This is a genomic window from Pantoea sp. PNT03, assembly GCF_014852515.1.
Classification (GTDB): Bacteria; Pseudomonadota; Gammaproteobacteria; order Enterobacterales; family Enterobacteriaceae; genus Pantoea; species Pantoea leporis.
In genome coordinates, this window is sequence record NZ_JACVBT010000001.1 from 1,189,236 (window position 1) to 1,214,514 (window position 25,279).

Sequence of the window (25,279 nt, forward strand, 5' to 3'; positions counted from 1 at the left end):
AATCCAGTGCGTCGTCATAATAACATAGCTTTCATTTACTATTTATATTCGTTCAACTTACAAATCATTAACGAACCACTGTGTAATTTCACTGATATTACAAACCGGCGCGCGCGGGATTAGACGCGTTTATTCATTTACGGAATGAATTTAATTTGCATGTCGAAAGTCTTCACCAGGGATTTTACGGACATGCTTTAAAGAAGATCACAGCCATGAAAACCTCTCTGCTTTGGCCTGCGCTCGCTGCGCTGGCTCTGAGCGGTTGTTCCGTGGGCCACACTGAGTACAGTCGTACTGCGATGCAACACGTTGATATGAGCGTGACAGGCATTCCGACCGTGCTGGGTTTGGGCATTCTCGGTACAACCATTCCTTTGACGCCAGAATACAGCCTGACGGCGGCGCACGTGGCAAAAACGGCCGTGCAGCGTGTCAAGGCCTATCATCCTTATTGCGACGTCGCGATTATTTATCACAAAAACAGTCCAGAAACGCTGGCGAAATTCCGCAACGGTGCTATTGGCGAACCGATTAAAATGTACGGTTACAGCTTTATTTCCGCTATGCCGGTGGAATCGAGCGGCGTTAATTTAGCGCGTACCGCCATTACCAATAATTGGAATAAAAAGCCCTGTATGGCGATGGCATCAAATGCTGGCGTGGTGCAAGGGATGTCGGGTGGCGCGGTATATAATGCGGACCAAACTATTGGCGGGGTGATTGTCGGTTACAGCCATGAAATATCTAACGTTCGCAGCAAGAAAGTCATCTTAAAAGATGTCTCGCTGTATATTCCGTACGGGGATTTCAAAACCTGGCTGGAATCCAATATTGGTCAGACGCAGAAAGCCACGCCTGACCATGCATGATTACTGGAACGGGCTCGTGTCACCGACACCTTCGCGCACCACCACCGGCGCATCGCTGGTGAGATCGATCACCGTGGTCGGCTGCTGTCCCAGCGTGCCGCCATCGATGATCAGATCCACCAGCTTGCCAATGCTGTACTGAATCTCTTCCGGATCGGACTCGGTGAAATCATTGCCGGGCAGCATCAGCGAAGTCGACATCATCGGCTCGTTGAGGCGCTCCAATAGCGCCAGCGCCACCGGGTTGGACGGCACGCGTAGCCCGATGGTTTTACGTTTGTCATTCATCAGACGACGCGGCACTTCTTTCGTCGCCTTCAAAATGAAGGTGTAGTTGCCCGGCGTGTTGTTTTTCAGGAGGCGAAACGCGGAGTTATCCACCTGCGCGTAAGTCGACAGCTCCGACAGATCGCGGCACATCAGCGTAAAGTTGTGATTGCCATCCAACTGGCGAATGCGACAAATGCGTTCCATGGCATTTTTCTCTTCCAGACGACACCCCAGCGCATAGCCAGAGTCGGTTGGATAAACAATCACGCTGCCTTTATTGAGATAATCAACGGCCTGATTTACCAGGCGCGGCTGCGGATTGTCGGGATGAATGTGAAAATATTGACTCATAAAAACCTCATATCACCTGTCTGTAATAGCACTGCTGGGCGCCAATGCGGGGAAGCGTTCCCAAACCGGCTCCACGCCGCCCGGTAGCCATAACTTGCGTCCCAGTTCTATCCACGGACAAGGTTGGTGGAAATCTGATCCCTGCGACCCGGCTAACTGATGGTCACGCGCATAGGTTGCCAGCTGCGTGCGCTCGTTGGGCGCTTGCTGGCACTGCGCGACCTCCATGGCATCGCCACCCACGTCGGCAAAATGCGCAATCAGCCGCTTTAACCATTTAGCCGACAAACCATAACGACCGGGATGCGCCAAAACGGCATAGCCGCCAGAATGATGAATAGCATCAATGGCTTGTTTAATTGTACACCATTGCGGCGGCACGTAGCCGGTTTTCCCGCGCGCCAGATAATTCTTGAATACCTGCGCCATATTGTCGGCTTTGCCAATCTCCACCAGATAACGCGCAAAGTGGCCACGCGTGATCAAGCCGCCCTGCGCCAGTCGCTGCGCACCGGCTAGCGCATCAGGAATGCGAGCGCGCTCGAGGCGTTCGGCAATCTGCTGCGCACGATCAAGGCGTGTCTGGTACTGCTGCGCAAGGAATTCAGTCAGCGCGGGATGCTGGCAATCGACATTCAGCCCCACAATGTGGATTTCGTGATTTTCCCATAAGGTTGATGCTTCTAAACCGGCTAGCACGCGGATCGGTAGATCCTGTTGCATCACTGCCGCCTGCGCTTCTGCCACGCCCGCCACCGTGTCGTGATCGGTAATCGCCAGCACACCGACTTTCATCTCAACCGCGCGCTGCACCAGCGCGGTCGGCGTCAATAAGCCGTCAGAAGCCAGCGTATGGCTGTGTAAATCGTAAAGGGGAAAACGAGCGATGTCCGACAAAATAACTCCAGCAACTGCATAAACCGGCAGGCATGATAACGATTTTGCCCCTGGCTGAAAAAGGGTATTGACATTTTTCGCCCGAACCAGTTAACTAGTACACAAGTTCACACGTAACGGGTATTTAATCATGACTATTTTTGGTACGCATCTAAATGGTTGGTGGCGCGAAGATCCCTTTATCGGGCGACGTCGTCGTGCACAATTTGCGTAACCGCAGTGCAGATTGATACCTAAGCCCGCCACCGAGCGGGCTTTTTTTTGAGCGAAATTCAGAGAATCCATTATGGCTATTGCGAAACCTACATTGAAGTTGATAACCGGTACCGCGCCCTACCGCGAAGATCCGGCCGCAGTGTTTCATCAGTTATGCGGCGCACGTCCAGCAACTCTGCTGCTTGAATCCGCAGATATCGACAGCAAACAAAACCTGAAAAGCCTGTTAATCGTGGATAGCGCGCTGCGCGTCAGTGCGCTGGGCAACATCGTCGCCATCAAAGCGCTGTCGGAAAATGGTCGCGCCATCTTGCCGCTGCTGGACGAGGCGCTGCCCTCTGAGGTGCGTATCGAGGTGCGCCCTGATGGCCGCGAGCTGCATTTCACCCAGCCGCAAGGCATGCAGGACGAAGATTCCCGCCTGAAGGCCCTTTCCGTATTTGATGCGCTGCGCCTGATCCCGCAACTGGTGAACAGCCCGGAAGAGGAGCGTGAAGCGATGCTACTTGGCGGCTTGTTCGCTTATGACTTAGTGGCCGGTTTCGAAGATCTGCCGCAACTGCGCAACGAACAGCGTTGCCCGGATTACTGCTTCTATCTGGCCGAAACCTTACTGGTGATCGACCATCAGCAGCGCACTGCTCGCCTGCAGGCCAGCTTATTCAGCCCATCGACCAGCGAGTTCCAGCGTCTGCAAGGCCGCATCGAACAACTGCGCGGCCAGATGACGCAAGCAGCGCCCGCATTGCCGGTCCAGCGCGTCGAGCACATGACGCTGAGCACCAGTCAGAGCGATGAAGAGTACTGCAACGTGGTGCGTGAGATGCAGGAAGCGATTCGCATTGGCGAAATCTTCCAGGTTGTCCCTTCACGTCGCTTCTCGCTGCCGTGCCCTTCTCCACTGGCCGCTTACGACACGTTGAAAAACAGCAATCCAAGTCCTTACATGTTCTTTATGCAGGATCAGGATTTCGCGCTGTTTGGTGCCTCGCCAGAAAGCTCACTGAAATATGACGCGACGTCGCGTCAGATTGAGATCTACCCGATTGCCGGTACGCGTCCACGCGGCCGCCATGCCGATGGCTCGCTGGATCGCGATCTCGACAGCCGCATCGAACTGGAAATGCGCACCGACCATAAAGAGATGGCTGAGCACCTGATGCTGGTGGATTTAGCACGTAACGATTTGGCGCGTATCTGTGTGCCGGGCAGCCGTTACGTGGCAGACCTGACTAAAGTTGACCGCTACTCGTTTGTGATGCATCTGGTGTCACGCGTGGTCGGCACGTTGCGCGCAGATCTCGACGTGCTGCACGCCTACCGCGCCTGCATGAACATGGGCACGCTGAGCGGCGCACCGAAAGTGCGTGCGATGCAACTGATTGCCGGGAAAGAAGGCACACGTCGCGGCAGCTACGGCGGCGCAGTCGGCTATTTCACCGCTAACGGCGATCTTGATACCTGCATCGTTATCCGTTCCGCGTGGGTTGAAGACGGCGTAGCCACCGTGCAAGCCGGTGCCGGCGTGGTGCTGGATTCCCAGCCTCAGGCAGAAGCGGACGAGAGCCGCAATAAAGCGCGCGCGGTATTGCGTGCCATCGCAACAGCCCATCACTGCAAGGAGATTTTCTGATGGCCGATATCCTGCTGCTCGATAACATCGACTCTTTTACTTACAACCTCGTTGATCAGCTGCGTACCTTTGGCCATAACGTGGTGATTTACCGCAACAACGTGCCCGCTGAGGTGCTGATTGAACGCCTGCAGCAGATGGAAAATCCGATTCTGATGCTGTCGCCGGGTCCGGGCGCGCCGAAAGATGCCGGATGCATGCCAGATTTGCTGCAAGCGCTGCGCGGTCGTCTGCCGATTATCGGCATCTGTCTCGGTCATCAGGCGATTGTTGAAGCCTACGGCGGCCATGTCGGCCAGGCCGGCGAGATCCTGCACGGCAAAGCCTCTTCTATTACCCACGATGGCGAAGGCATGTTCGCTGGCCTGAGCAATCCGCTGCCGGTGGCGCGCTATCACTCGCTGGTCGGTAGCAATACGCCAGCCGAATTGACCGTTAACGCCAGCTACAACGGCATGGTGATGGCCGTGCGCCACGATGCCGACCGCGTCTGTGGCTTCCAGTTCCACCCCGAATCCATTCTCACCACTCAGGGCGCGCGCTTATTAGAACAGACGTTAGCCTGGGCGCTGGCGAAGTAATAGGGAGATTATGATGCAAACTATTTTGGAAAAACTTTATCAGTCTGAGACGCTGAGCCAGGGCGAAAGCCACCAGCTATTTAGCGCTATTATTACCGGTCAGCTGGAGCCGACGCAGTTAGCCGCCGCGCTGATTGCCATGAAAGTCCGTGGCGAGCGTCCGGAAGAGATCGCCGGTGCCGCTTCCGCGCTGCTGGCCGATGCAAAACCGTTCCCGCGCCCGGATTACACCTTTGCCGATATCGTAGGTACCGGCGGTGACGGCAGCAACAGCATCAATATCTCCACCGCCAGCGCCTTTGTTGCGGCAACCTGCGGCCTGAAAGTGGCAAAGCACGGTAATCGCAGCGTCTCCAGCAAGTCGGGTTCTTCCGATCTGCTGGCGGCATTTGGCATCAATCTGGATATGCCTGCGGAACAAGCACGCCAGGCGCTGGACGATCTCAACGTCTGCTTCCTGTTTGCTCCGCAGTACCACAGCGGTTTTCGTCACGCAATGCCGGTACGTCAGCAGTTGAAAACCCGTACCATCTTTAACGTGCTGGGTCCGCTGATTAACCCCGCGCGTCCACCGCTGGCGGTGATTGGCGTGTACAGCCCGGAGCTGGTACTGCCAATCGCCCAAACGCTAAAAGTGCTCGGCTATCAACGTGCGGCTGTGGTTCACGGCGGCGGCATGGATGAAGTGGCGCTGCACAGCCCAACGCAGGTCGCCGAGTTGCGTGATGGCGAAATCACTGGCTATCAGCTGACGCCAGAAGACTTCGGTTTTGGCTTCCATGATAAAGACGCGTTGGCAGGCGGCACGCCGGAAGAAAACCGTGACATTCTGACCCGTTTACTTCAGGGTAAAGGCCAGCCCGCCCATGAGCAGGCGGTGGCGGTCAACGTCGCAATGTTACTGAAAGTGTTCGGAAATGAAGATTTGCGCGACAACGCACAGCGCGCCATCGCTGCCATTCGCAGCGGACAGGCCTACGAGCGCGTTGTCGCTCTGGCAGCGAGAGGATGAGATGAGTATTAAGGGCACTGTTTTAGAGAAAATCGTACAAGATAAAGCCGTCTGGGTTGAAGCGCGCAAAGCACAGCAGCCGCTGGCCACCTTCCAGAACGATTTGCAGCCTGCGGAACGTCATTTTTACGATGCACTGCGTGGATCGCGCACGGTATTCATCCTGGAATGCAAAAAAGCATCGCCCTCCAAAGGGCTGATTCGCGAGGATTTCGATCCCGCCACCATCGCTGGCGTATATCGTCATTACGCTTCTGCGGTGTCGGTGTTAACCGATGAGAAATACTTCCAGGGCGATTTTGCGTTCCTGCCGATTGTTAGCGCCGCCATCACGCAACCGGTGTTGTGCAAAGACTTCATCATCGATCCCTACCAGATCTATCTGGCACGACATTATCAGGCCGACGCCATTCTGCTGATGTTGTCGGTGCTGGATGATGAGCAATATCGTCAGCTCGCCGCCGTGGCGCACAGCCTGAAAATGGGCGTGCTGACCGAAGTCAGTAATGAAGAAGAGATGGAACGCGCGATTGCGCTGGAAGCCAAAGTCGTCGGCATTAATAACCGCGACCTGCGCGACCTGTCCATCGACCTGAATCGCACGCGTCAGTTAGCGCCGCGCCTCGGACATGGCGTCACCGTCATCAGCGAATCTGGCATTCACAATTATGCGCAGGTACGTGAGCTGAGCCACTTCGCTAACGGCTTCCTGATTGGCTCCGCGCTGATGGAAGAAGCCGATCTCACCGCTGGCGTGCGTCGCGTATTGCTCGGTGATAACAAAGTCTGCGGCCTGACCCGCGCCGAAGATGCACGCGCAGCGCAGGAAGCCGGCGCCATTTACGGTGGCTTGATCTTCGCTGAAGGCTCACCGCGTAAAATCAGCCGCGAGCAGGCGCAGATTGTGCAGGCGGCTGCCCCGCTGAAGTATGTTGGCGTATTCCGCAACAATGCGCTAAGTGACATTGTCACGCTAGCGGAAAGTTTAAAACTTTATGCGGTGCAGCTGCACGGCGATGAAGATCAGGCGTTTGTCGCACAATTGCGTCAGGCGCTGCCGGCAGACACCAAAATCTGGAAAGCGCTGAGCATTAAAGAGCAGTTACCTGCGCGCGACTGGCCGCACGTCGATCGTTACGTGTTTGATAATGGCCAGGGCGGCACCGGCCAGCGTTTTGATTGGTCACTGCTGCAAGGCCAGGATCTCAGCAATGTGCTGCTGGCCGGTGGCCTAAGCGCGGACAACTGCGTTGAAGCCGCGCAGTTGGGCTGTGCCGGCCTCGATTTCAACTCCGGCATAGAATCTGCGCCAGGCATTAAAGATGCCAGCAAAGTCGCGGCGGTATTCCGCACGCTGCGCGCCTATTAATTTCGCTTGCCCGCCATGGCGCGGGCCGAATAAGGAAGATGAAAAAATGACCACGTTATTGAATCCCTATTTTGGCGAGTTTGGCGGCCAGTACGTACCACAAATCCTGATGCCAGCCTTGCGCCAGTTGGAAAATGCGTTTGTTGAAGCGCAGCGCGATCCCGAGTTTCAGGCCGAGTTTACTGACCTGCTGAAAAACTACGCTGGACGCCCAACGGCTTTGACGCTGTGCAGCAACCTGACTAAAGGCAGCAAAACCCGCCTCTATCTAAAGCGTGAAGATCTGCTGCACGGTGGCGCGCACAAAACCAACCAGGTGCTGGGTCAGGCGCTGCTGGCCAAACGCATGGGCAAAAACGAGATCATCGCGGAAACCGGCGCCGGTCAGCACGGTGTCGCGTCAGCGTTAGCCTGTGCCCTGCTGGGTATGAAGTGCCGCATCTACATGGGCGCCAAGGACGTTGAGCGTCAGTCGCCAAACGTATTCCGTATGCGTCTGATGGGCGCGGAAGTGATTCCGGTGCATAGCGGCTCAGCCACGCTGAAAGATGCCTGTAACGAGGCGCTGCGCGACTGGTCTGGCAGCTATGAAACCGCGCACTACATGCTCGGCACCGCCGCTGGCCCGCATCCGTTCCCGACTATCGTGCGTGAATTCCAGCGCATGATTGGTGAAGAGACCAAAGCGCAGATTCTGGAGCGCGAAGGTCGCCTGCCGGATGCGGTGTTAGCCTGCGTGGGCGGTGGTTCGAACGCTATCGGCATGTTCGCTGATTTTATCGAAGAAGAAAGTGTTGGCCTGATCGGCGTAGAGCCGGCCGGTCACGGGATCGAAACCGGAGAACACGGTGCGCCGCTCAAGCACGGTCGCGTAGGGATCTATTTCGGTATGAAAGCGCCGATGATGCAGACCGAAGAGGGGCAGATTGAAGAATCTTACTCAATCTCTGCGGGTCTGGACTTCCCGTCAGTGGGTCCTCAGCATGCGCATCTGAACAGTATCGGCCGCGCGGAATATGTTTCGATCACCGATGACGAAGCGCTCAGCGCCTTTAAAGAGCTGTGCCGTGCTGAAGGGATTATTCCTGCGCTCGAATCCTCACACGCGCTGGCACATGCACTGAAAATGATCCGCGAAAATCCGGAAAAAGAGCAGCTGCTGGTGGTTAACCTTTCTGGCCGCGGCGATAAAGACATTTTCACCGTTCACGATATTTTGAAAGCCAAGGGAGAGATCTGATGGAGCGTTATAATCAGCTGTTTCAACGTCTGTCGGCGCAGCAAGAAGGCGCGTTTGTCCCCTTCGTTACTCTCGGCGATCCGTCACCTGAACTGTCGCTAAAAATTATCGATACCCTGGTTGAAGGCGGTGCGGACGCGCTAGAGCTCGGTATTCCGTTCTCGGATCCGCTGGCCGACGGCCCAACCATTCAGGGCGCGACGCTGCGTGCCTTTGCTTCCGGCACCACCGTGGCGCAGTGCTTTGAAATTCTGGCGACCTTGCGTCAGAAATATCCCGAGCTGCCGATTGGCTTGCTGATGTACGCCAATCTGGTGTTCAGCAAAGGTATCGACAACTTTTATGCGCAGTGTGAAGCGGTGGGCGTCGATTCCGTGCTGGTTGCGGATGTGCCGCTGGAAGAGTCTGCGCCCTTCCGTCAGGCTGCGCTGCGCCACAATGTGGCGCCGATCTTTATCTGTCCACCAAATGCTGACGATGAACTGCTGCGTGAGATCGCTGCGCACGGTCGCGGTTATACCTATTTGCTGTCACGCGCAGGCGTCACCGGTTCGGAAAATCGTGCCAGCCTGCCGCTGCATCACCTGATCGAAAAGCTGCGTGAGTTTAACGCTGCGCCGCCGCTGCAGGGCTTTGGTATCTCTGAACCCGGCCAGGTGAAAGAAGCCATCGCCGCTGGTGCGGCGGGTGCCATTTCCGGGTCGGCAATTGTGAAAATCATTGAGCGTAACCAGAACGATCCGGCCACGCTGCTCAGCGAGCTGAAAGCCTTTGTGAGTAGTCTGAAAGCAGCCACCCGCTAAAATCTTCAGGGCCTTATTCGCAGGTGCGGATAAGGCCTTTTTATTGCCACAAACATCCCCAAACTCAAATTCCCGGCTACTCTCAGATTTTCATGCCCAGCGAAAACTGCGATTGGCTCATTAAGTGGTAAAAATGCCCTCTTTCTGACTTTTTCGCGCGCGCCGATTTGCTGATTTCGCATCTCCAGACCACAATTAACTGCGCCGCCCCATTGCGGCGAAACATCATCTAAGACAGGGAGATAACCAATGAAATTTTTCAAAGTCGTTGCAGGATTTATGATGGCTGCGGTAATGGCGCTGGCACTTAGCGCGTGTGCACCCACAGCGACCAAAGAAGGCACTGGCGGTTACATCGACGATACCGTGGTAACCACCAAAGTTAAGGCTCAGCTGTTGAATGACGAGTCGCTGAAATCGACCGAAATTAACGTTGAAACCTTCAAGGGTAAAGTTCAGCTGAGCGGTTTTGTCAGCTCACCGCAGATGGCAAATCGCGCGGTGGCCGTAACGCGTAGCGTGGCGGGTGTGAAATCTGTGGTTAACAATATGCAGATCAAATAATACAACGGGCGACCTTCTGGTCGCCCGCTTCATTTCTGGTTGCCGATTAGAATCGATATCCCGCACCAAAGAAGAACACCCACGGATCGATACGCGTGTTGATGTTTTGCTGCTCACCGCCAGCTTTAAATTTCACTTCGGTATCAATATCCATGTACCAAAGCGATGCGTTCAGCATCCAGTCGCGGTTGATTTGATAATCCAGACCAACCTGGCCCGCCATGCCCCACGAGTCTTTGACGCTCAGGTCGCTTAAACCGGCATCCTCACCCGTTTGGTTGAATTTGGCATCGTAGAAGGTGGTGTAGTTGATACCGACGCCAACGTACGGGCGGACTTTACTTTTGCTATCAAAGAAATAGTACTGCGCCATTAAGGTTGGCGGCAGCTGACGCACGGTGGCCAGATTACCGGTGGCGCCCAGTCCAACCTTATGACGGAACGGGGTTGCAGCCAGCAGCTCAACGCCGATGTTATCCGTTGCCATATAGGTGAAGGTCAAGCCCAGCTGCGTATCGTTGCTAACGTTAAAGCCACCCATACCCAGCACATTGTCAGAGCCTTCGGTCGGACGAACGGTGGCGCTACCTGCACGCATAAAGAAATCACCGGCTTCATGAGCCAGAGCCAGTTGCGGAATTGCCAGCGCCATCAGCAGTGCGCATTTTGCCAGTTTCATAATCACTCCTTTGCCAAATAAAGATGGGTCACAATGTTGAATGCGGCACAACATTTACCCCTTTTTTGGTAAAAGATCATCTGCATCAATCTAAATTAATCACTTAAAAAACAATGAATTGATTCAGATCAATTTTGGCTTTACAACGCGTAATAAAAGTCCGCTTGCGAAAATTTTTCGCCGTGACTATTTTAACTTTCCCCTGTGTGATTTTGGTTCGATACCTTAAAGGTGGCGGGCGATCAGATGAGCGATTCACTAAATCCTTGCGTGACCTGTGGCGCATGCTGCGCGCACTTCCGTGTCTCATTTTACTGGGCCGAAGCCGATGATGGCGCCGGTGCTGTTCCCGTTGAATTAACCGAACCGTTAACCCCGTTTATGCGCAATATGCGCGGCACCAACCAACGCCAGCCGCGCTGTATTGCGCTGCAGGGCGACGTCGGCGGCTGCGTCTCCTGCAGTATTTATCAGCAGCGCCCTTCGCCCTGTCGGGAGTTTTCGATGTCCGGCGAGAACGGTGAACAGAACGAAGCTTGCGATCGCGCCCGTGCTCGCTACGGTCTTCCTGCGCTTTTTCACCCTTCTTTACCTGTTATGACAGAAAGTTATCCCAATGCGGGTGCCAGCACGCCAGTAGAACATGTACAATCGCCGGGTTAATTAATCCGGTTCTTTCAAGGAGTTTACATGTCTATCACGGCAAGCTCGTTATACCGTGACACAGGAAATTTTTTGCGCCATCAGCTGGTTACTATTTTACTGCTGGCGCTGCTGACCTCGTTCATTACTGTGATCGTCGGCCACGCGTTAACGCCAGGTGAAGACCAGCTCTCGTTGTTGAGCCAGTCCGATGACAGCGCATCGTCGCTGTTTGAGCTGGTACAAAATATGTCTCCGGATCAGCAGCGTATTTTGCTGCGCGCTTCCGCTGCAGGCACGTTCGCTGCGTTGATTGGCAACGCGCTGCTGCTGGGTGGCATGCTGCTTCTGATCCCTATGGTATCGGGCGGACAACGCGTCAGCGCGCTGCGCGCTATTGGTGCATCTGCGCCCATCCTGCCAAAGCTGCTGCTGCAGACCTTCCTGATTACCCTGCTGGTTCAATTGGGCTTTATGGTGCTGATGGTACCGGGCGTGATTCTGGCGATCCTGTTTTCACTGGCACCGGTGATTCTCGCCAATGAGAAGCTCGGCGTGATTGGCGCGATGCGTGTCAGCATGCGTCTCGCCTGGAAGAATATTAAGGTTATCGCACCGGCTATTGTGCTGTGGCTGCTGGCCAAAATTGTGCTGATGTTCTTCTTTTCATCGCTGACCGTGCTGCCCGCCAATATCGCCTCCGTGGGGTTGAACGCGCTGGGTAACCTGGTCTCCGCAGTGCTGATTATCTATCTGTACCGGCTGTATATGCTGTTACGTTAATCGTTATGGCGCTCACCCGGGCGCCATAACAGTACGCTCCTGCCTACTTGGAAACGCTATGAAGCAGTTACTCGATTTTCTTCCCCTGGTGGTTTTCTTCATTTTCTACAAGCTGTACGACATCTTTGTCGCCTCCGGCGCACTGATCGTTGCCACCGGTCTGGCGCTGGTCGTCAGTTGGGTGCTCTACCGCAAGCTGGAAAAGATGACCATTTTTACCTTTGTGCTGGTCGCGGTATTCGGCACGCTGACGCTGGTATTCCATAACGATGAATTCATCAAATGGAAAGTCACGGTGATCTATTCGCTGTTTGCCGTCGCGCTGCTCTACAGCCAGTGGTTTATGAAGCAACCGCTGATCCAAACCATGCTGGGTAAAGAGTTACAACTGCCTTCAGGCGTGTGGCGCAATCTCAACATTGCCTGGGCAATCTTCTTCCTCGCCTGCGGCTTAGCGAATATTTATGTTGCGTTTTGGTTATCGCAGGAATTTTGGGTTAACTTTAAGGTGTTCGGTCTGACCGGCCTGACCCTACTCTTTACTCTGTTAAGCGGCGTGTATATCTGGCGACAGATGCCGCAACAAGAACAAAAATAATGCCACTCCGCCCGACAGCGTCGGGCTTCTCTTCACCTGCAGAAGAACTGAGCAATGGACGAAAAACATAAGTCGCCGCAAGGCGAGATGGTGTTGCGTACCCTGGCCATGCCAGCGGATACCAATGCTAACGGAGATATCTTTGGTGGCTGGTTGATGTCGCAGATGGATATGGGCGGCGCAATTAAGGCGAAAGAGATTGCCGAAGGACGTGTCGTCACCGTGCGCGTGGACGGAATGACGTTCCTTAAACCGGTGGCGGTTGGCGATGTGGTGAGCTGCTACGCACGCTGCATCCGCACCGGCAACAGTTCCATGACCATAAACGTCGAAGTGTGGATCAAGAAAGTGTCGTCCGAACCGATTGGACAGACCTACTGCGCAACCGAAGCGGTGTTTGTCTACGTCGCTGTCGACAATACCGGTCAATCTCGCCCGTTGCCGCCCGGCAGAAGCAATTTAAGCGATCTGTAACATTAAAAAAGCGGTCATCTGACCGCTTTCTTATTGCCTCTCAGCCACGAGTGCTTATTCGATATTGGCGCCACCATTGATGCGGAATACGATGTTCATGGTGAGATTCTTGCCCGGACGACCTGGCTGATAACGCCACTTCTTCATCGCCTGCTTCACTTCGCGCTCGAACATGTTGCGCGGTTCTGCCGACAAAATCTGGACGTTATCCACACGACCGTCGCTATCAACGTCAAACTGCACCCGCACACGTCCCTCAACACGCAGCGCGAACGCACGTGCCGGATAGGCAGGCTTGCTGACGCTCATCGCTTTCGGACCATCTGAGATGCTCGGCGTTGCGGTCGGATTGGCTTTCGGCGCGGTTGTTGGACGCGTCTGCGTGGTTGGCGCTTCCTGCTTAAACGGATTTTCCTGCGGCTTCACTTGCTGACGCGGTTTCGGCTCAACCTTCTTTTCAACCTTTGGCTTCGGTTTAGGTTTTGGCTTCGGCTTAGGCTCCGGTTTAGGAATCGGTACCGGCTCAACCTTCGGCGGCTCTGGCACCACTTCAGGCTCCGGCTCAGGTTCAGGTGGCGGCGGCGTGACCTGAGCAGGCGCAGGTTCGGGTTGCACTTCCGGAGCCACCAGCGAAACGCTGATAGGCTGCGACGCTTTTGGAACTTCAATCACCTGATGAAACGATGCATAGAGAATGCCAGCGATCAACGAACCGTGAAGTACCACGGATAAAATTACAGCAATGGGGGTACGTGAAGGTAAAGGCGTAGTCAACGTGGTCATATCATTCATGTTCATTGAGTGAAGCGCAGATTTTAAATGCAAATAGCAATCAGTTTCAATAAGCGATGTGCAAGCGCCCCGCAGAAAGGTCTTTTTTAACCCTGATTGCGCTGAATGACAGCGTATTTATCTTTCGTTTGCACTCTGATTAACGATCACTTAACGTGTCACGCAATTTCGGCAAGTCTAACGGGAGTATCCCATCGTGCTTTACGTCATTTATGCGGAAGATACCGCTGATTCACTGGAAAAACGCAACTCGGTACGTCCCGCGCATCTTGCTCGTTTGAAGCTGTTGCAAGATGAAGGTCGACTGATTGCTGCGGGTCCGCTGCCAGCAGTTGACAGCAACGATCCAGGCCCGGCCGGTTTCAGCGGTTCCGTGATCATCGCCGAATTCTCTTCGCTGGAAGTCGCGGAATCATGGGCCAAGGATGATCCCTACATTGCCGCAGGCGTGTATGAGAAAGTCGCGGTCAAACCGTTCAAACGCGTTTTCTAATCTATGTGGTTGTCAGTTTTACTGCTGGTGATAGCATTCGCTCTCATCGGCAGAGCACTTTGGCTATGGCGTCAGCAAGGCTGGCGCAACGCTCGTCAGCACATTGTGATGTTAATTGTGCTGGCAGCGGCAGTAGAGATGGTCAATGTCATTCGGGTGCTACGCGGCGCATGATGGCCGCGTAAACCCATCAGTCCATTTGCGAGATAAACAGGATGGAGCGGCGATGTTGCTGCGCCACCTGATGACGAATGGTATGGATGCGCTTATAACGACGCGACTGCCCTTCCAGCCAGCGAGAACGACGACGGTGTACCTGCCGTAACATTCTCCAGCGCGCCACTTCATTTTTGCTGCGTCTCATCACATCCTCTCAGACAGGCTAAACTCGGCAGGCATTATAAAGATCTGCCAGGAAATGCCAAATCGAAAGCTTCATCGAAACGTCATTCACGATTAAAGGTTTCACTCCCTGTGATCAGCACGTAAACTTTGCACAACAAAGCGCGAACAGGACGTCCACTTAATGACCACATTTTATACCCTAATCAGTTGGTTGCTGCTGTTTGGTTACTGGCTGCTGATTGCGGGTGTCACGCTACGTATTCTGATGAAACGCCGCGCAGTCACCTCAGCAATGGCCTGGCTGCTGATCATCTACATTCTACCGCTGGTGGGTATAATCGCTTATCTCTCTTTTGGTGAGTTGCATTTAGGTAAAAGGCGTGCCGAACGCGCGCGCACCATGTGGCCCTCCACCGCCAAATGGCTCAACGATCTCAAACAGTGCCGGCATATCTTCGCCACTGAACACAGCGACGTGGCGCGGTCCCTGTTTGATTTGTGCCGCCACCGTCAGGGCATCGCCGGCGTGAAAGGTAATCAGCTGCAGTTGCTGACCAACTCCGATGACGTGATGCACGCACTGATCCGAGATATCCAGCTGGCACGGCATAATATCGAGATGGTGTTCTATATCTGGCATCCCGGCGGGTTGGCCGATGAAGTGGCGGAATCGCTGATGGCTGCATCTCGTCGCGGTGTACATTGCCGTTTGATGCTGGATTCAGCGGGCAGCGTCACCTTCTTCCGCAGTCCGTGGGTCAATATGATGCGCAATGCCGGCATCGACGTGGTTGAAGCATTGCAGGTAAGCCTGCTGCGCGTTTTCCTGCGCCGCATGGACCTACGTCAGCATCGCAAAGTGGTGCTGATCGATAACTACATCGCTTATACCGGCAGCATGAACCTGGTCGATCCGCGCTTCTTTAAGCAGGAAGCCGGCGTGGGACAATGGATTGACCTGATGGCGCGCATGGAAGGCCCGGTGGCAACCACCATGGGCATTGTGTATGCCTGCGACTGGGAGATTGAAACCGGTAAACGCATTCTGCCGCCCGCGCCGGATGGCAACGTGATGCCCTTCGAACAGGAGAGCGGGCATACCATTCAGGTGATCGCTTCTGGTCCCGGCTTCCCGGAAGATATGATCCATCAAGCGTTACTCACAGCGGTCTACTCCGCGCGTCAGCAGCTGATTATGACCACGCCCTACTTTGTGCCGAGCGATGACCTGCTGCACGCCATCTGTACCGCAGCGTTACGCGGTGTGGAAGTGAGCATCATTGTGCCGCGCCATAATGATTCGCTGCTGGTAGGCTGGGCGAGTCGTGCCTTCTTCACCGAACTACTGGAAGCCGGCGTGAAGATTTACCAGTTTGAAGATGGCCTGTTGCATACCAAAAGTGTGCTGGTTGACGGGCAGCTGAGTTTGGTCGGCACGGTAAATCTGGATATGCGCAGCCTGTGGCTCAACTTTGAGATCACTCTGGTGGTTGATGATGACGGCTTTGGCAGCGATCTCGCTACCGTGCAGGATGATTACATCGCCCGCTCACGCTTACTGGATGGTGCTCGCTGGGCTAAACGTGCCTGGTGGCAACGCATCGTTGAACGACTGTTTTACTTCTTTAGTCCTTTACTGTAAAACGAGCGAAAATATTACCGCCTCAGGGCAAGCAGGAATGACCATGGATTTAAATAATCGCCTTACTGAAGATGAAACGCTGGAGCAGGCTTACGATATTTTTCTTGAGCTGGCTGGTGACAATCTCGATCCCGCTGACATTATTCTGTTCAATCTGCAGTTTGAAGAGCGCGGTGGCGCGGAACTGTTCGATCCTGCGGAAGACTGGCAGGAACATGTTGATTTCGATCTCAACCCAGACTTCTTCGCAGAAGTGGTGATTGGCTTAGGTGAAGCCGACGGCGAGCCGATCACTGATGTGTTCGCACGCGTCCTGCTTTGCCGCGAGAAAGATCACAAACTCTGCCACATCCTGTGGCGCGAGTAAGCGACAGACAAAAAAACGCCGGGCAATCGCCCGGCGTTTTCATTTACAGCGGATCGACTTTTAAACAAGAGACCGCATGACGGAAGCTGCCTTCCAGCAGCGGCCGGGTTTTCGCGCACTCTGGTCCGGCAATCGGGCAACGGGTGCGGAACACGCATCCCGATGGCGGATTGATCGGCGATGGCAGCTCTCCTTCCAGCAGCTGGATTTGCTTGTTCTTCTCCAGGTCCGGATCGGGAATTGGCACCGCTGACATCAGCGCGCGGGTGTACGGATGCTGCGGATTGTTATACACCGCATCGTAAGTACCCAGCTCAACCGCATGCCCGAGATACATCACCAGCACGCGATCGGAGATGTGTTTTACCACCGCCAAATCGTGCGCGATAAAGATCAGTGACAGCCCCATTTCTCGCTGCAATTGCTGCAACAGGTTAACGACCTGCGCCTGAATCGACACGTCCAGCGCCGATACAGGCTCATCGCAGATGATCAGCTTCGGCTCGAGAATCAGCGCACGCGCAATGCCAATACGCTGACACTGGCCGCCCGAGAACTCGTGCGGATAGCGGTTGATGAGATTAGGTAACAACCCAACCTTCATCATCATGGTTTTCACCTTATCCTTCACTTGCTGGCCCGGCATCTTCGGGTAATAGGTGCGCAGCGGTTCAGCAATGATATCGCCAATGGTCATACGCGGATTGAGCGATGCCAGCGGATCCTGGAAAATCATCTGGATATCGCTGCGCGCCTGACGCCATTGCTCCTGGCTTTGCCCGAGCAGATCGCGTCCTAACCAGGCGACGCGCCCTTCTGTGGCTTTTACCAGGCCAATGATGGCGCGGGCCAGCGTTGATTTACCGCAACCTGATTCGCCTACCACGCCCAATGTTTCACCTTCATACAAACGCAGACTGACGCCGTCGACCGCTTTCAGGGTATGCGGTGGCTGCCAGAACCACTGTTTGCCATCCTTAATCTCGAAGTGCACCTTAAGGTCGGCGATCTCCAGCAGGACTTTTTTCTCTTCGACTACGGTGCTCATACTAACTCCTCCACCGGCTTGAAGCAGGCACGCAAGCGACCTTCAGCGAAAGGCTCCAGCGGCGGTGCCTTGGCACAAATGTCCATGGCGTAGGCGCAGCGAGGCTGGAACGGACAGCCTTGCGGCAGGCGCAGTAGGTTTGGCGGGTTGCCTGGAATGGTGGTCAGCGACTCGCCCTCCTCAGCATCCAGACGCGGCACCGCACTCAGCAAGCCAATCGAGTATGGATGGGCAGGATGATAGAACACATCGCGTGCGCGTCCATATTCCATGGTACGACCGGCGTACATCACCAGCACTTTGTCACAGATACCCGCTACCACGCCGAGATCGTGGGTAATCATCACAATCGCGGTATTGAATTCGCGCTTCAGCTCATTCAACAGCGTCATGATCTGCGCCTGTACGGTCACGTCGAGCGCCGTAGTCGGCTCATCGGCAATCAGCAGCTTTGGCCTACACAGCAGCGCCATCGCAATCATCACACGCTGACGCATACCACCCGAGAACTCATGCGGAAACATCTTCATACGCTTACGCGCTTCCGGCATTTTCACCGCATCCAGCATGCGCACCGACTCTTCGAACGCCTGAGCGCTGTTCATGCCTTTATGCAGCTTCAGCACTTCCATTAACTGCTCGCCGACGCGCATGTAAGGGTTAAGCGACGTCATTGGATCCTGGAAGATCATCGCAATCTGCTCTGCGCGCAGTTTGTTGAGCTTGCTTTCCGGCAGATTGAGGATCTCTGCGCCGTTAAATTTCGCTGAACCGCCAATGCGCCCATTTTTTGCCAGCAGGCCCATCAAGGCAAACGCGGTTTGCGATTTCCCCGAGCCGGATTCGCCAACAATGCCCAACGTTTCACCCGCATGCAGTGAAAAGTTGAGGTCGTTCACAGCGGTGACATCGCCATCGTGGGTGCTGAAGGTGACGCGCAGGTCTTTTACATCAAGCAGCAGGTTATTGTTTCCCGCACGTGCAGCCAGGGCTGGCTGAAATTCATGAATGGTCATCGGGAAACTCCTTAACGATCTTTCGGGTCGAGGGCATCACGCAAGCCATCGCCGATAAAGTTAAAACAGAACAGCGTGACCACGAGGAAACCTGCCGGGAACATCAGTAACCACGGCGACACTTCCATCGAGTTGGCGCCATCGCTTAGCAATGCGCCCCAACTGCTCAGCGGTTCCTGAGTGCCGAGGCCAAGGAAGCTGAGGAAAGATTCGAACAGGATCATGCTCGGCACCAGCAGCGAGGCATACACCACTACTACGCCTAATACGTTTGGCACAATGTGACGCAGCACGATTTTGAAGGTGCTCACACCGCCGACCTGCGCCGCTTCGATGAACTCTTTGCGCTTCAGGCCCAGCGTCTGCCCACGTACGATACGCGCCATATCCAGCCACGACACCATGCCGATCGCCACAAAGATCAGCAGAATGTTGCGACCAAAGAAGGTTACCAGCAGGATAACGAAGAACATGAACGGGAAGGAGTTGAGGATCTCCAGAATACGCATCATCACCGAGTCGATTTTACCGCCCAGATAACCCGCCAGTGAGCCATACAGCGTGCCCACCAGCACCGCGATCAGCGCGGAGGCGATACCCACCATCAGCGAGATACGGCCACCAATCGCAACACGCACCAGCAGGTCGCGACCCGATGAATCGGTGCCAAACCAGTGGCCGGAGACGGTATCCGGCGCGGCAGACATCATCGCCCAGTCGGTATCGTCATATTTGAACTGCGACAACATCGGGGCGAACACCACGAACAAAGTGATCACCAGCAGCACCAGCAGGCTGATGAAGGCTGCGCGGTTGTGAATAAAGCGGCGACGCGCATCCTGCCAGAGGCTGCGCCCTTCGACTTCCAGTTTTTCACTGAAGGCATCCAGAGCTTCGCTGTTTTTCTTACTTAACATCATGGGCGAGCTCCACAATCAGTAACGGATTTTCGGATCGATCACGGCGTACAGCACATCAACGATCGCGTTAAACAGAATGGTCAGCACGCCAACCAGAATGGTCAGACTCATCACCAGCGAGTAGTCACGGTTCAATGCCCCGTTAACGAACAGCTGGCCGATGCCCGGCAAACCATAGATGGATTCAATCACCATGGAACCGGTGATGATGCCGACAAACGCCGGTCCCATATAGGAAAGCACCGGCAACATGGCAGGCTTCAGCGCGTGACGCAGCACGATACGACGCAATGGCAGTCCTTTAGCGCGCGCGGTACGGATGAAGTTTGAATGCATCACTTCAATCATCGAACCACGGGTAATACGCGCGATGCTGGCGATGTAGGCCAGCGACAGCGCCACCATCGGCAGCAACATGTAATTCCATTGGCCGCCGTTCCAGCCGCCGCCTGGTAGCCAGCGTAAGGTAATCGCAAACACCAGCACCAGTAACGGTGCCACGACAAAGCTGGGGATCACCACGCCGGTCATCGCGACCCCCATCACGGCATAATCCCACAAACTGTTTTGCTTCAGGGCGGCGATCACGCCAGCCGTTACGCCCAGCACCACGGCGAGGAAGAAGGCAGCCAGACCAAGTTTGGCTGACACCGGGAAGGCGTGGCCGACCAGATAATTGACCGAGTAATCTTTGTATTTAAACGAAGGGCCAAAGTCGCCATGTGCCAACTGCACCAGGTAGCTCAGGTACTGTTTGCCAATGGGATCGTTGAGATGGTACTTCGCTTCGATATTCGCCATCACTTCCGGCGAGAGGACACGTTCGCCGGTAAATGGACTGCCGGGTGCCAGTCGCATCATAAAGAAAGAGATGGTGATGAGGATAAACAGCGTCGGGATGGCTTCAAGGAGCCGACGCAGGATGAATTTTAACATTGCCGTACCTACCAGGCTGTTGCTTCACAAAGTAAAAAGGCGGTGCCGCAGCACCGCCACTGTCGATAGCCTGAGTGCTATTAATGTTTAATGATATACAGGTTTTTATCGACGGTTTTATCCAGCGGATCGTTGCCGGTGTAACCGCCCACGTAAGGTTTCACCAAACGCGCATTGACGTAGTAGTAAACCGGTACAATGGTGCTGTCTTTATCCAGAATCTGCTCAGCTTTCTGATAATCCGCTACGCGCGCTTTATCGTCTGTGGCTTTAACCGCATCGTGAATAACTTTATCGAAGTCAGCGCTTTTGTAATGCGAGGTGTTACTGCTGCTGTCAGACAGCATGATGTTCAGGAATGAAGTGGGTTCGTTGTAATCCGCACACCATGCCGCACGAGAGACATCAAAGTTGCCCTGATGACGCGTGTCGAGGAAGGTTTTCCACTCCTGGTTTTCCAGCTTAATGTTCACGCCGATGTTTTTCTTCCAGATAGAAGAGGCGGCGATCGCCAGTTTTTTGTGCAAATCGGAGGTGTTGTACAGCAGGTTGAAGGTCAGCGGTTTATCCGCGGTGTAACCCGCTTCAGCCAGCAGCTTTTTCGCTTCTTCGTTACGCTTGTTCTGATCCCACTTGAACCAATCCGGCGGCAGCAGTTCCATGCCATCGGTGGCTGGCGGGGTGAAGCTGTAAGCCGGTTGCTGACCTTGTGCCAGAACCTTGTTCACCATGATGTCGCGATCCAGACCGAGTTTCAGCGCGGTACGCACGCGTGGATCGGTGAATGGCGCTTTCTGGTTATTGATTTCGTAGTAATAGGTGCACAGGTATGGCTTGACCATCAACTCTTTGCCGTTGTCCCGCTGCAGTTTTTTGAACAGCTCGATAGGCATGTTGTTGTAAGTGATATCGCTGCCGTTCTCAGAGAAGTAACGGTTAACGTCGCTGACTTCGGAGTTAATTGGCAGGAAGGTGACTTTGTTCAGCACGGTGTGCTCGTTATCCCAATACTGCGGGTTACGCACCAGCGTTACGCGTTCGTTGATCACGTGCGATTCAAGTTTAAAGGCGCCGTTACCGACCCAGTTTTGCGGTTGAGTCCACTGATCGCCAAATTTGTCGATCGCCGGCTTATACACCGGAGACATCACGGAGTTGATCAGCAGCTTATAGAAGTAGGGTACGGGCTCGCTCAGCGTCACTTCCAGCGTGTGATCGTCGATGGCTTTTACGCCCAGCTCGGAAGTTGGCTTTTTACCGGCGATGATGTCGTCAACATTGACGATGTGGCCGTATTGCGGATAGCTGGCATAAGGCGATGCGGTTTTCGGATCGACCAGGCGCTGCCAGCTATATACGAAATCTTGTGCAGTAACCGGCTCACCGTTGGACCATTTTGCGTTCTTGCGCAGGTGGAAAGTCCAGACTTTGAAATCTTTGTTTTCCCAGCTTTCTGCCACGCCCGGTACCGGTTTGCCATCGCTGTCGCTGGTGATTAAACCTTCATACAGGTCACGCGCGATGTTGTCTTCGGGTACACCTTCAATCTTGTGGGGATCCAGCGACTGTACTTCATCGCCGTTACCGCGAACCAGTTCCTGTTTTGCTGCCAATTCAACGCCTGCTGGCACTGTTGCTGCCAGCGCGGCATTCCCTGCCAGCGCGCCGATTGCGGCTAATACGCCCACGGCAATCAGGCTTTTTTTTGTGATGTTGTTCATTATTACGCTCCAGTTTTATTATCTTTACCGGGTCGATTTAACGCCCGGCGTACCCCGTTTCCAGGTGATCTTCGCGTGTCTGAACGAAGACCCTAATCACCCTTCAGGGTTTACCACGGTAAAGTGCCGCCCGACTTTAGCGCCGGATCGGCCCATTACTCAATGTTTCTTTATGTAATAGTATTTCAACGCCAGCATGTCCTGCGGATCCTTGCCGGTAAAACCGCCCACCCAGGGTTTTACCAACCGCACGCTAACGCGGTAATAGACAGGTACGATTGGCGAGTCTTTATCGAGTTGCGCTTCCGCCTGCTGATAAAGCGAGGCGCGCTTTGCTTCGTCTGCGCTGGTTAATGTTTGCTTCATCAACTGGTCAAACGCCGGGCTGTGGTAAAACGCGGTGTTATTGGACGAACCGCTCAACAGCATATTCAGGAAGGTAGAAGGTTCATTGTAATCCGCGCACCATGTGGCGCGCACCACGTCATACTGCGCCTGATGGCGCGTCTCCAGCAGCGTTTTCCACTCCTGGTTCTGCAATGTCACCACCGCCCCCAAATTTTTTTGCCACATCGAGGCCGCAGCAATCGCCTGTCGCTTGTTTTGTTCGGAGGTGTTGTACAGCAGCGTAAAACGCAGCGGGTTTTGCTGATTAAAGCCGGCATCGGCTAATAACTGTTTGGCGCTGGCATTACGCTCGGACTGCGTTTGTTGCGCCCAGGCCGGAGGGGAAAGCGTAATACCGTGGGTAAACGGCGGCGTCAATCCGTAGGCAGGAATCTGGCCCTGGCCCATGATCTTCTGCGCAATGATGTCGCGATCGAGGGTTAACTTTAGCGCGGCGCGTACGCGCGCGTCATCGAATGGCGCTTTTTTGTTATTGATTTCGTAATAGAAGGTGCACAGCAGCGGACTGATTTTGACCTCATCGCCGAGATCCTGCTGTAACTTTTTGAACATTTCCGGCGGCACTACGCTGTTGGTCATATCGGTGCCACCGCTGCGATAGCGGTTGATATCGCTGTTCTCTGAGGAGAGCGGTAAAAATACACCCTCTTCCATCACCGTGTGGGCATTATCCCAATACTGTGAATTGCGTTTAACCACGATTTTTTCATTTACCACCCACTCCGCGAGTGTAAAAGCGCCATTGCCAACATAGTGTTGCGGCTGTGTCCACTGCTCGCCCCACTGCTCTATCGCCGGACGATAGACCGGTTTCATCGCGCTGTGAGCCAGCATGGCAACAAAGTAGGGAACGGGTTCAGAAAGGGTGACTTGCAGATGACGATCATCGAGGGCTTTAACGCCGAGTTCAGAGGGTGCGGCTTTTCCAGACAGAACGGCGTCAACGTTCGCCACATGCGCAGCCTGTAAGTAGCTGGCGTAAGGCGAAGCAGTTTTAGGATCGGCCAGGCGCTGCCAGCTGTAGACGAAATCCTGAGCAGTAACAGGCTGGCCGTTACTCCAGCGCGCATCGTCACGCAGCGTGAAAATCCAGATGCGCCCTTCTTCGCTTTGCCATTGCTTAGCGACACCGGGGACCAGTTGACCGTTATTATCGGTTTCAACCAGGCCTTCCAGCAAATTACGCATGACATTGGATTCCGGCACGCCTTCTGCTTTCTGCGGATCAAGCGTTGCCACCTCACCGCCATTATTAATCACGATACGCTGTAATTCTGATAATTGCGTGCCCGCGGGAATTTGGGCTGCCTGGCTTGCTGCCAGTGCGTCTGTAAGGCAGAAGGCAAGCACTGAAAGTACGGCCGTTTTCGCTACCATGCATTTCATCAACAAATATCAACCTTAATCATAAGCCTGATAGCCTGTAAGCAAGAAGCGTACACATTTGTCACTATCAGATAAAAAATTTGTGATGTGCCGAAAATTATCAGAACCGATGCCCGCACGCCAAAGCTAAACTGCAAAAATGTTAGCAGATTCTCTTTTATCACGTTCGCGAGAGTAGGAGAAGTGTTAATTCTTTTATTGAATTATCGATTAACCAAATGATTTTAAAGTTATTTGTAGGATAACTGCATGTATTTTACTCGTTATTGTTCTTTCAATATGATTTTTACGAATTCGACTATAAAAATAGCCATTATCCGCATAAAGAGTCATCGATTAACTTATCAACTTTTCTCAAATGCTAATTTCAAAGTTATGTGCAGAACAATTATCTGTGACAATTATCACAGTTTAGTGTGAGGTTTTACTCGGATGGGATGAGGATAGTAGTAAAAGTGATGCTGGACGTTTGCAGTTAAGGTTAATGAATAAATTAACCAAAATGGTGCAATAAAATGAAGATATGCACCATTTTGGATCGTGAAATCTCTTAAAAGAAAAAAATAACTTCGTTTAATTCAGCAAACCAGGAAAAATAGATTTCATACCTGTAACAATAAACTCGATGCCCAACGCCATTAACAACAAGCCCATAATACGGGTAATCACGTTAATCCCGGTTTGTCCAAGCACCCGCACCATCAGCGGTGCTGCGCGGAACAGCAGCCAACAGCAAAAGGCGAAAATGGCAATCGCGATACTAAAACCAATTAAGTTCTGCCAGCTGTGATAACGCGTACTCCAGACAATGGTTGAACTAATTGCACCGGGACCAGCCATTAACGGTAACGCTAGCGGTACCACGCCAATGCTTTCGCGAATAGCGCTCTCTGACTTCTCCTGCTTGTTCTGCTTATCCTCACCCAGTTTTCCGCTGATCATCGACATCGCGATAGTGACCACCAGAATACCGCCAGCAATACGGAATGAATCTATCGAAATGCCAAACAGATGCAGGATGCCATCGCCAAGAAACAGTGACGTCCAGAGGATGATGGCCACGGCCAGGTTGGCGGTAAGATTAGTTTTATTACGTTCAACCACCGCCTGATAGCTGGTCATGCTGATAAAGACCGGGATGATACCTACCGGATTTACCAGGGCAAACAAACCGACAAAAAACTTAATGTAGCCGGAAAGATCGAGTAGCACGGGATTCAA

At 53.8% G+C, this 25,279-nt stretch carries 25 protein-coding genes, 1 pseudogene and 1 other annotated feature; of the genes and pseudogenes, 14 read left to right on the forward strand and 12 right to left on the reverse strand.

What is annotated here, in order from left to right:
* The first annotated feature begins 215 nt into the window (after window positions 1-215).
* Window positions 216-872, forward strand: a complete 657-nt coding sequence (locus IB226_RS05545) for a serine protease (protein ID WP_192234011.1) — start codon at window positions 216-218, stop codon at window positions 870-872.
* Here IB226_RS05545 and IB226_RS05550 read toward each other — a convergent pair whose 3' ends face one another.
* Both IB226_RS05550 and IB226_RS05555 read right to left on the reverse strand, forming a co-directional pair.
* Complete coding sequence (locus tag IB226_RS05550; protein ID WP_192234013.1) at window positions 873-1,493, reverse strand: L-threonylcarbamoyladenylate synthase; 621 nt, start codon at window positions 1,491-1,493, stop codon at window positions 873-875.
* Between the two features lie 12 nt (window positions 1,494-1,505).
* Window positions 1,506-2,390 carry a PHP domain-containing protein gene (locus IB226_RS05555; RefSeq protein WP_192234015.1) on the reverse strand — a complete coding sequence of 295 codons (885 nt, stop codon included), beginning with the start codon at window positions 2,388-2,390 and terminating at the stop codon, window positions 1,506-1,508.
* Window positions 2,391-2,544: 154 nt separating this feature from the next.
* Window positions 2,545-2,653 (forward strand) — a sequence feature (Trp leader region).
* A gap of 23 nt (window positions 2,654-2,676) precedes the next feature.
* Between IB226_RS05555 and IB226_RS05560 the strand changes: the two genes are divergently transcribed.
* From IB226_RS05560 to IB226_RS05590, 6 genes and pseudogenes are all read left to right on the forward strand, one after another.
* Window positions 2,677-4,239, forward strand: a complete 1,563-nt coding sequence (locus tag IB226_RS05560) for an anthranilate synthase component 1 (RefSeq protein ID WP_192234017.1) — start codon at window positions 2,677-2,679, stop codon at window positions 4,237-4,239.
* Window positions 4,239-5,832, forward strand: a pseudogene (trpD, locus tag IB226_RS23205) (bifunctional anthranilate synthase glutamate amidotransferase component TrpG/anthranilate phosphoribosyltransferase TrpD). Before IB226_RS05560 ends, trpD begins: the two are co-directional and overlap by 1 nt.
* 1 nt (window position 5,833) lies before the next feature.
* Window positions 5,834-7,201, forward strand: coding sequence for a bifunctional indole-3-glycerol-phosphate synthase TrpC/phosphoribosylanthranilate isomerase TrpF (gene trpCF / locus IB226_RS05575; protein ID WP_192234019.1), 1,368 nt, complete (start codon window positions 5,834-5,836; stop codon window positions 7,199-7,201).
* Between the two features lie 46 nt (window positions 7,202-7,247).
* Window positions 7,248-8,441 carry a tryptophan synthase subunit beta gene (gene trpB, locus IB226_RS05580; protein WP_101764259.1) on the forward strand — a complete coding sequence of 398 codons (1,194 nt, stop codon included), beginning with the start codon at window positions 7,248-7,250 and terminating at the stop codon, window positions 8,439-8,441.
* Window positions 8,441-9,244: a tryptophan synthase subunit alpha gene (gene trpA / locus IB226_RS05585; RefSeq protein ID WP_192234021.1), complete on the forward strand. Its 804-nt coding sequence runs from the start codon at window positions 8,441-8,443 to the stop codon at window positions 9,242-9,244. The genes trpB and trpA overlap by 1 nt, the downstream gene beginning before the upstream one ends.
* Window positions 9,245-9,493: 249 nt before the next feature.
* Window positions 9,494-9,808, forward strand: a complete 315-nt coding sequence (locus tag IB226_RS05590) for a BON domain-containing protein (RefSeq protein WP_101764257.1) — start codon at window positions 9,494-9,496, stop codon at window positions 9,806-9,808.
* 46 nt (window positions 9,809-9,854) lie between these two features.
* Here the strand turns inward: IB226_RS05590 and ompW are convergent, their stop codons facing one another.
* On the reverse strand, window positions 9,855-10,487 hold the full coding sequence (gene ompW, locus IB226_RS05595) for an outer membrane protein OmpW (RefSeq protein WP_064738828.1): 633 nt from the start codon (window positions 10,485-10,487) through the stop codon (window positions 9,855-9,857).
* Window positions 10,488-10,733: 246 nt separating this feature from the next.
* Here ompW and IB226_RS05600 point away from each other — a divergent pair, with 246 nt between their 5' ends.
* Genes IB226_RS05600 through yciA form a run of 4 tightly spaced genes read left to right on the forward strand, consistent with a single transcriptional unit; the run spans window position 10,734 to window position 12,984 of the window.
* Window positions 10,734-11,150 (forward strand): YkgJ family cysteine cluster protein, encoded by a 417-nt coding sequence (locus IB226_RS05600; protein WP_192234024.1) that lies wholly within the window; start codon window positions 10,734-10,736, stop codon window positions 11,148-11,150.
* Between the two features lie 27 nt (window positions 11,151-11,177).
* Window positions 11,178-11,912, forward strand: coding sequence for a YciC family protein (locus tag IB226_RS05605; protein ID WP_192234025.1), 735 nt, complete (start codon window positions 11,178-11,180; stop codon window positions 11,910-11,912).
* Between the two features lie 58 nt (window positions 11,913-11,970).
* Window positions 11,971-12,510, forward strand: coding sequence for a septation protein A (locus IB226_RS05610; RefSeq protein WP_008106564.1), 540 nt, complete (start codon window positions 11,971-11,973; stop codon window positions 12,508-12,510).
* A gap of 54 nt (window positions 12,511-12,564) precedes the next feature.
* Entirely contained in the window at window positions 12,565-12,984 is a 420-nt protein-coding gene (gene yciA / locus IB226_RS05615) for an acyl-CoA thioester hydrolase YciA (protein WP_007892397.1), read from the forward strand.
* A 54-nt stretch (window positions 12,985-13,038) separates the two neighbouring features.
* Here yciA and tonB read toward each other — a convergent pair whose 3' ends face one another.
* Entirely contained in the window at window positions 13,039-13,767 is a 729-nt protein-coding gene (tonB, locus tag IB226_RS05620; protein ID WP_192234027.1) for a TonB system transport protein TonB, read from the reverse strand.
* 205 nt (window positions 13,768-13,972) lie between these two features.
* On the opposite strand from tonB, the gene IB226_RS05625 reads away from it, so the two are divergent.
* Window positions 13,973-14,269: a YciI family protein gene (locus IB226_RS05625; protein ID WP_101764253.1), complete on the forward strand. Its 297-nt coding sequence runs from the start codon at window positions 13,973-13,975 to the stop codon at window positions 14,267-14,269.
* A gap of 190 nt (window positions 14,270-14,459) precedes the next feature.
* Here the strand turns inward: IB226_RS05625 and IB226_RS05630 are convergent, their stop codons facing one another.
* Entirely contained in the window at window positions 14,460-14,633 is a 174-nt protein-coding gene (locus IB226_RS05630; protein WP_137385893.1) for a YciY family protein, read from the reverse strand.
* Between the two features lie 162 nt (window positions 14,634-14,795).
* Between IB226_RS05630 and cls the strand changes: the two genes are divergently transcribed.
* Together cls and IB226_RS05640 are read left to right on the forward strand one after the other, a co-directional pair.
* The gene (cls, locus tag IB226_RS05635; RefSeq protein WP_101764252.1) at window positions 14,796-16,256 is read left to right on the forward strand and encodes a cardiolipin synthase; all 1,461 of its coding nucleotides are present in this window, start codon (window positions 14,796-14,798) and stop codon (window positions 16,254-16,256) included.
* Window positions 16,257-16,293: 37 nt separating this feature from the next.
* A complete protein-coding gene (locus IB226_RS05640; protein WP_196761379.1) occupies window positions 16,294-16,623 on the forward strand; it encodes an HI1450 family dsDNA-mimic protein in 330 nt (109 codons plus the stop codon).
* A gap of 43 nt (window positions 16,624-16,666) precedes the next feature.
* Here the strand turns inward: IB226_RS05640 and oppF are convergent, their stop codons facing one another.
* The 7 genes from oppF to IB226_RS05675 form a co-directional block, all read right to left on the reverse strand.
* On the reverse strand, window positions 16,667-17,671 hold the full coding sequence (gene oppF / locus IB226_RS05645) for a murein tripeptide/oligopeptide ABC transporter ATP binding protein OppF (RefSeq protein ID WP_101764250.1): 1,005 nt from the start codon (window positions 17,669-17,671) through the stop codon (window positions 16,667-16,669).
* Window positions 17,668-18,687 (reverse strand): ABC transporter ATP-binding protein, encoded by a 1,020-nt coding sequence (locus tag IB226_RS05650; RefSeq protein WP_101764249.1) that lies wholly within the window; start codon window positions 18,685-18,687, stop codon window positions 17,668-17,670. The genes oppF and IB226_RS05650 overlap by 4 nt, the downstream gene beginning before the upstream one ends.
* A gap of 11 nt (window positions 18,688-18,698) precedes the next feature.
* On the reverse strand, window positions 18,699-19,607 hold the full coding sequence (gene oppC, locus IB226_RS05655; protein WP_008106577.1) for an oligopeptide ABC transporter permease OppC: 909 nt from the start codon (window positions 19,605-19,607) through the stop codon (window positions 18,699-18,701).
* A gap of 15 nt (window positions 19,608-19,622) precedes the next feature.
* On the reverse strand, window positions 19,623-20,543 hold the full coding sequence (gene oppB / locus IB226_RS05660; protein ID WP_007892378.1) for an oligopeptide ABC transporter permease OppB: 921 nt from the start codon (window positions 20,541-20,543) through the stop codon (window positions 19,623-19,625).
* An 80-nt stretch (window positions 20,544-20,623) separates the two neighbouring features.
* Window positions 20,624-22,264, reverse strand: coding sequence for an oligopeptide ABC transporter substrate-binding protein OppA (gene oppA / locus IB226_RS05665; protein WP_192234029.1), 1,641 nt, complete (start codon window positions 22,262-22,264; stop codon window positions 20,624-20,626).
* A 159-nt stretch (window positions 22,265-22,423) separates the two neighbouring features.
* Window positions 22,424-24,058 carry an ABC transporter substrate-binding protein gene (locus IB226_RS05670; protein WP_192234031.1) on the reverse strand — a complete coding sequence of 545 codons (1,635 nt, stop codon included), beginning with the start codon at window positions 24,056-24,058 and terminating at the stop codon, window positions 22,424-22,426.
* Between the two features lie 573 nt (window positions 24,059-24,631).
* A complete protein-coding gene (locus tag IB226_RS05675; protein ID WP_008106584.1) occupies window positions 24,632-25,279 on the reverse strand; it encodes a YchE family NAAT transporter in 648 nt (215 codons plus the stop codon).

Bases quoted from the DNA above. Each gene is read 5' to 3' on its own strand.
- IB226_RS05545 (WP_192234011.1), top strand. From the start codon at position 216: ATGAAAACCTCTCTGCTTTGGCCTGCGCTCGCTGCGCTGGCTCTGAGC.
- IB226_RS05550 (WP_192234013.1), bottom strand. From the start codon at position 1,493: ATGAGTCAATATTTTCACATTCATCCCGACAATCCGCAGCCGCGCCTG.
- IB226_RS05560 (WP_192234017.1), top strand. From the start codon at position 2,677: ATGGCTATTGCGAAACCTACATTGAAGTTGATAACCGGTACCGCGCCC.
- trpCF (WP_192234019.1), top strand. From the start codon at position 5,834: ATGAGTATTAAGGGCACTGTTTTAGAGAAAATCGTACAAGATAAAGCC.
- trpB (WP_101764259.1), top strand. From the start codon at position 7,248: ATGACCACGTTATTGAATCCCTATTTTGGCGAGTTTGGCGGCCAGTAC.
- trpA (WP_192234021.1), top strand. From the start codon at position 8,441: ATGGAGCGTTATAATCAGCTGTTTCAACGTCTGTCGGCGCAGCAAGAA.
- IB226_RS05590 (WP_101764257.1), top strand. From the start codon at position 9,494: ATGAAATTTTTCAAAGTCGTTGCAGGATTTATGATGGCTGCGGTAATG.
- ompW (WP_064738828.1), bottom strand. From the start codon at position 10,487: ATGAAACTGGCAAAATGCGCACTGCTGATGGCGCTGGCAATTCCGCAA.
- IB226_RS05600 (WP_192234024.1), top strand. From the start codon at position 10,734: ATGAGCGATTCACTAAATCCTTGCGTGACCTGTGGCGCATGCTGCGCG.
- IB226_RS05605 (WP_192234025.1), top strand. From the start codon at position 11,178: ATGTCTATCACGGCAAGCTCGTTATACCGTGACACAGGAAATTTTTTG.
- IB226_RS05610 (WP_008106564.1), top strand. From the start codon at position 11,971: ATGAAGCAGTTACTCGATTTTCTTCCCCTGGTGGTTTTCTTCATTTTC.
- yciA (WP_007892397.1), top strand. From the start codon at position 12,565: ATGGACGAAAAACATAAGTCGCCGCAAGGCGAGATGGTGTTGCGTACC.
- tonB (WP_192234027.1), bottom strand. From the start codon at position 13,767: ATGACCACGTTGACTACGCCTTTACCTTCACGTACCCCCATTGCTGTA.
- IB226_RS05630 (WP_137385893.1), bottom strand. From the start codon at position 14,633: ATGAGACGCAGCAAAAATGAAGTGGCGCGCTGGAGAATGTTACGGCAG.
- cls (WP_101764252.1), top strand. From the start codon at position 14,796: ATGACCACATTTTATACCCTAATCAGTTGGTTGCTGCTGTTTGGTTAC.
- IB226_RS05640 (WP_196761379.1), top strand. From the start codon at position 16,294: ATGACCATGGATTTAAATAATCGCCTTACTGAAGATGAAACGCTGGAG.
- oppF (WP_101764250.1), bottom strand. From the start codon at position 17,671: ATGAGCACCGTAGTCGAAGAGAAAAAAGTCCTGCTGGAGATCGCCGAC.
- IB226_RS05650 (WP_101764249.1), bottom strand. From the start codon at position 18,687: ATGACCATTCATGAATTTCAGCCAGCCCTGGCTGCACGTGCGGGAAAC.
- oppC (WP_008106577.1), bottom strand. From the start codon at position 19,607: ATGATGTTAAGTAAGAAAAACAGCGAAGCTCTGGATGCCTTCAGTGAA.
- oppB (WP_007892378.1), bottom strand. From the start codon at position 20,543: ATGTTAAAATTCATCCTGCGTCGGCTCCTTGAAGCCATCCCGACGCTG.
- oppA (WP_192234029.1), bottom strand. From the start codon at position 22,264: ATGAACAACATCACAAAAAAAAGCCTGATTGCCGTGGGCGTATTAGCC.
- IB226_RS05670 (WP_192234031.1), bottom strand. From the start codon at position 24,058: ATGAAATGCATGGTAGCGAAAACGGCCGTACTTTCAGTGCTTGCCTTC.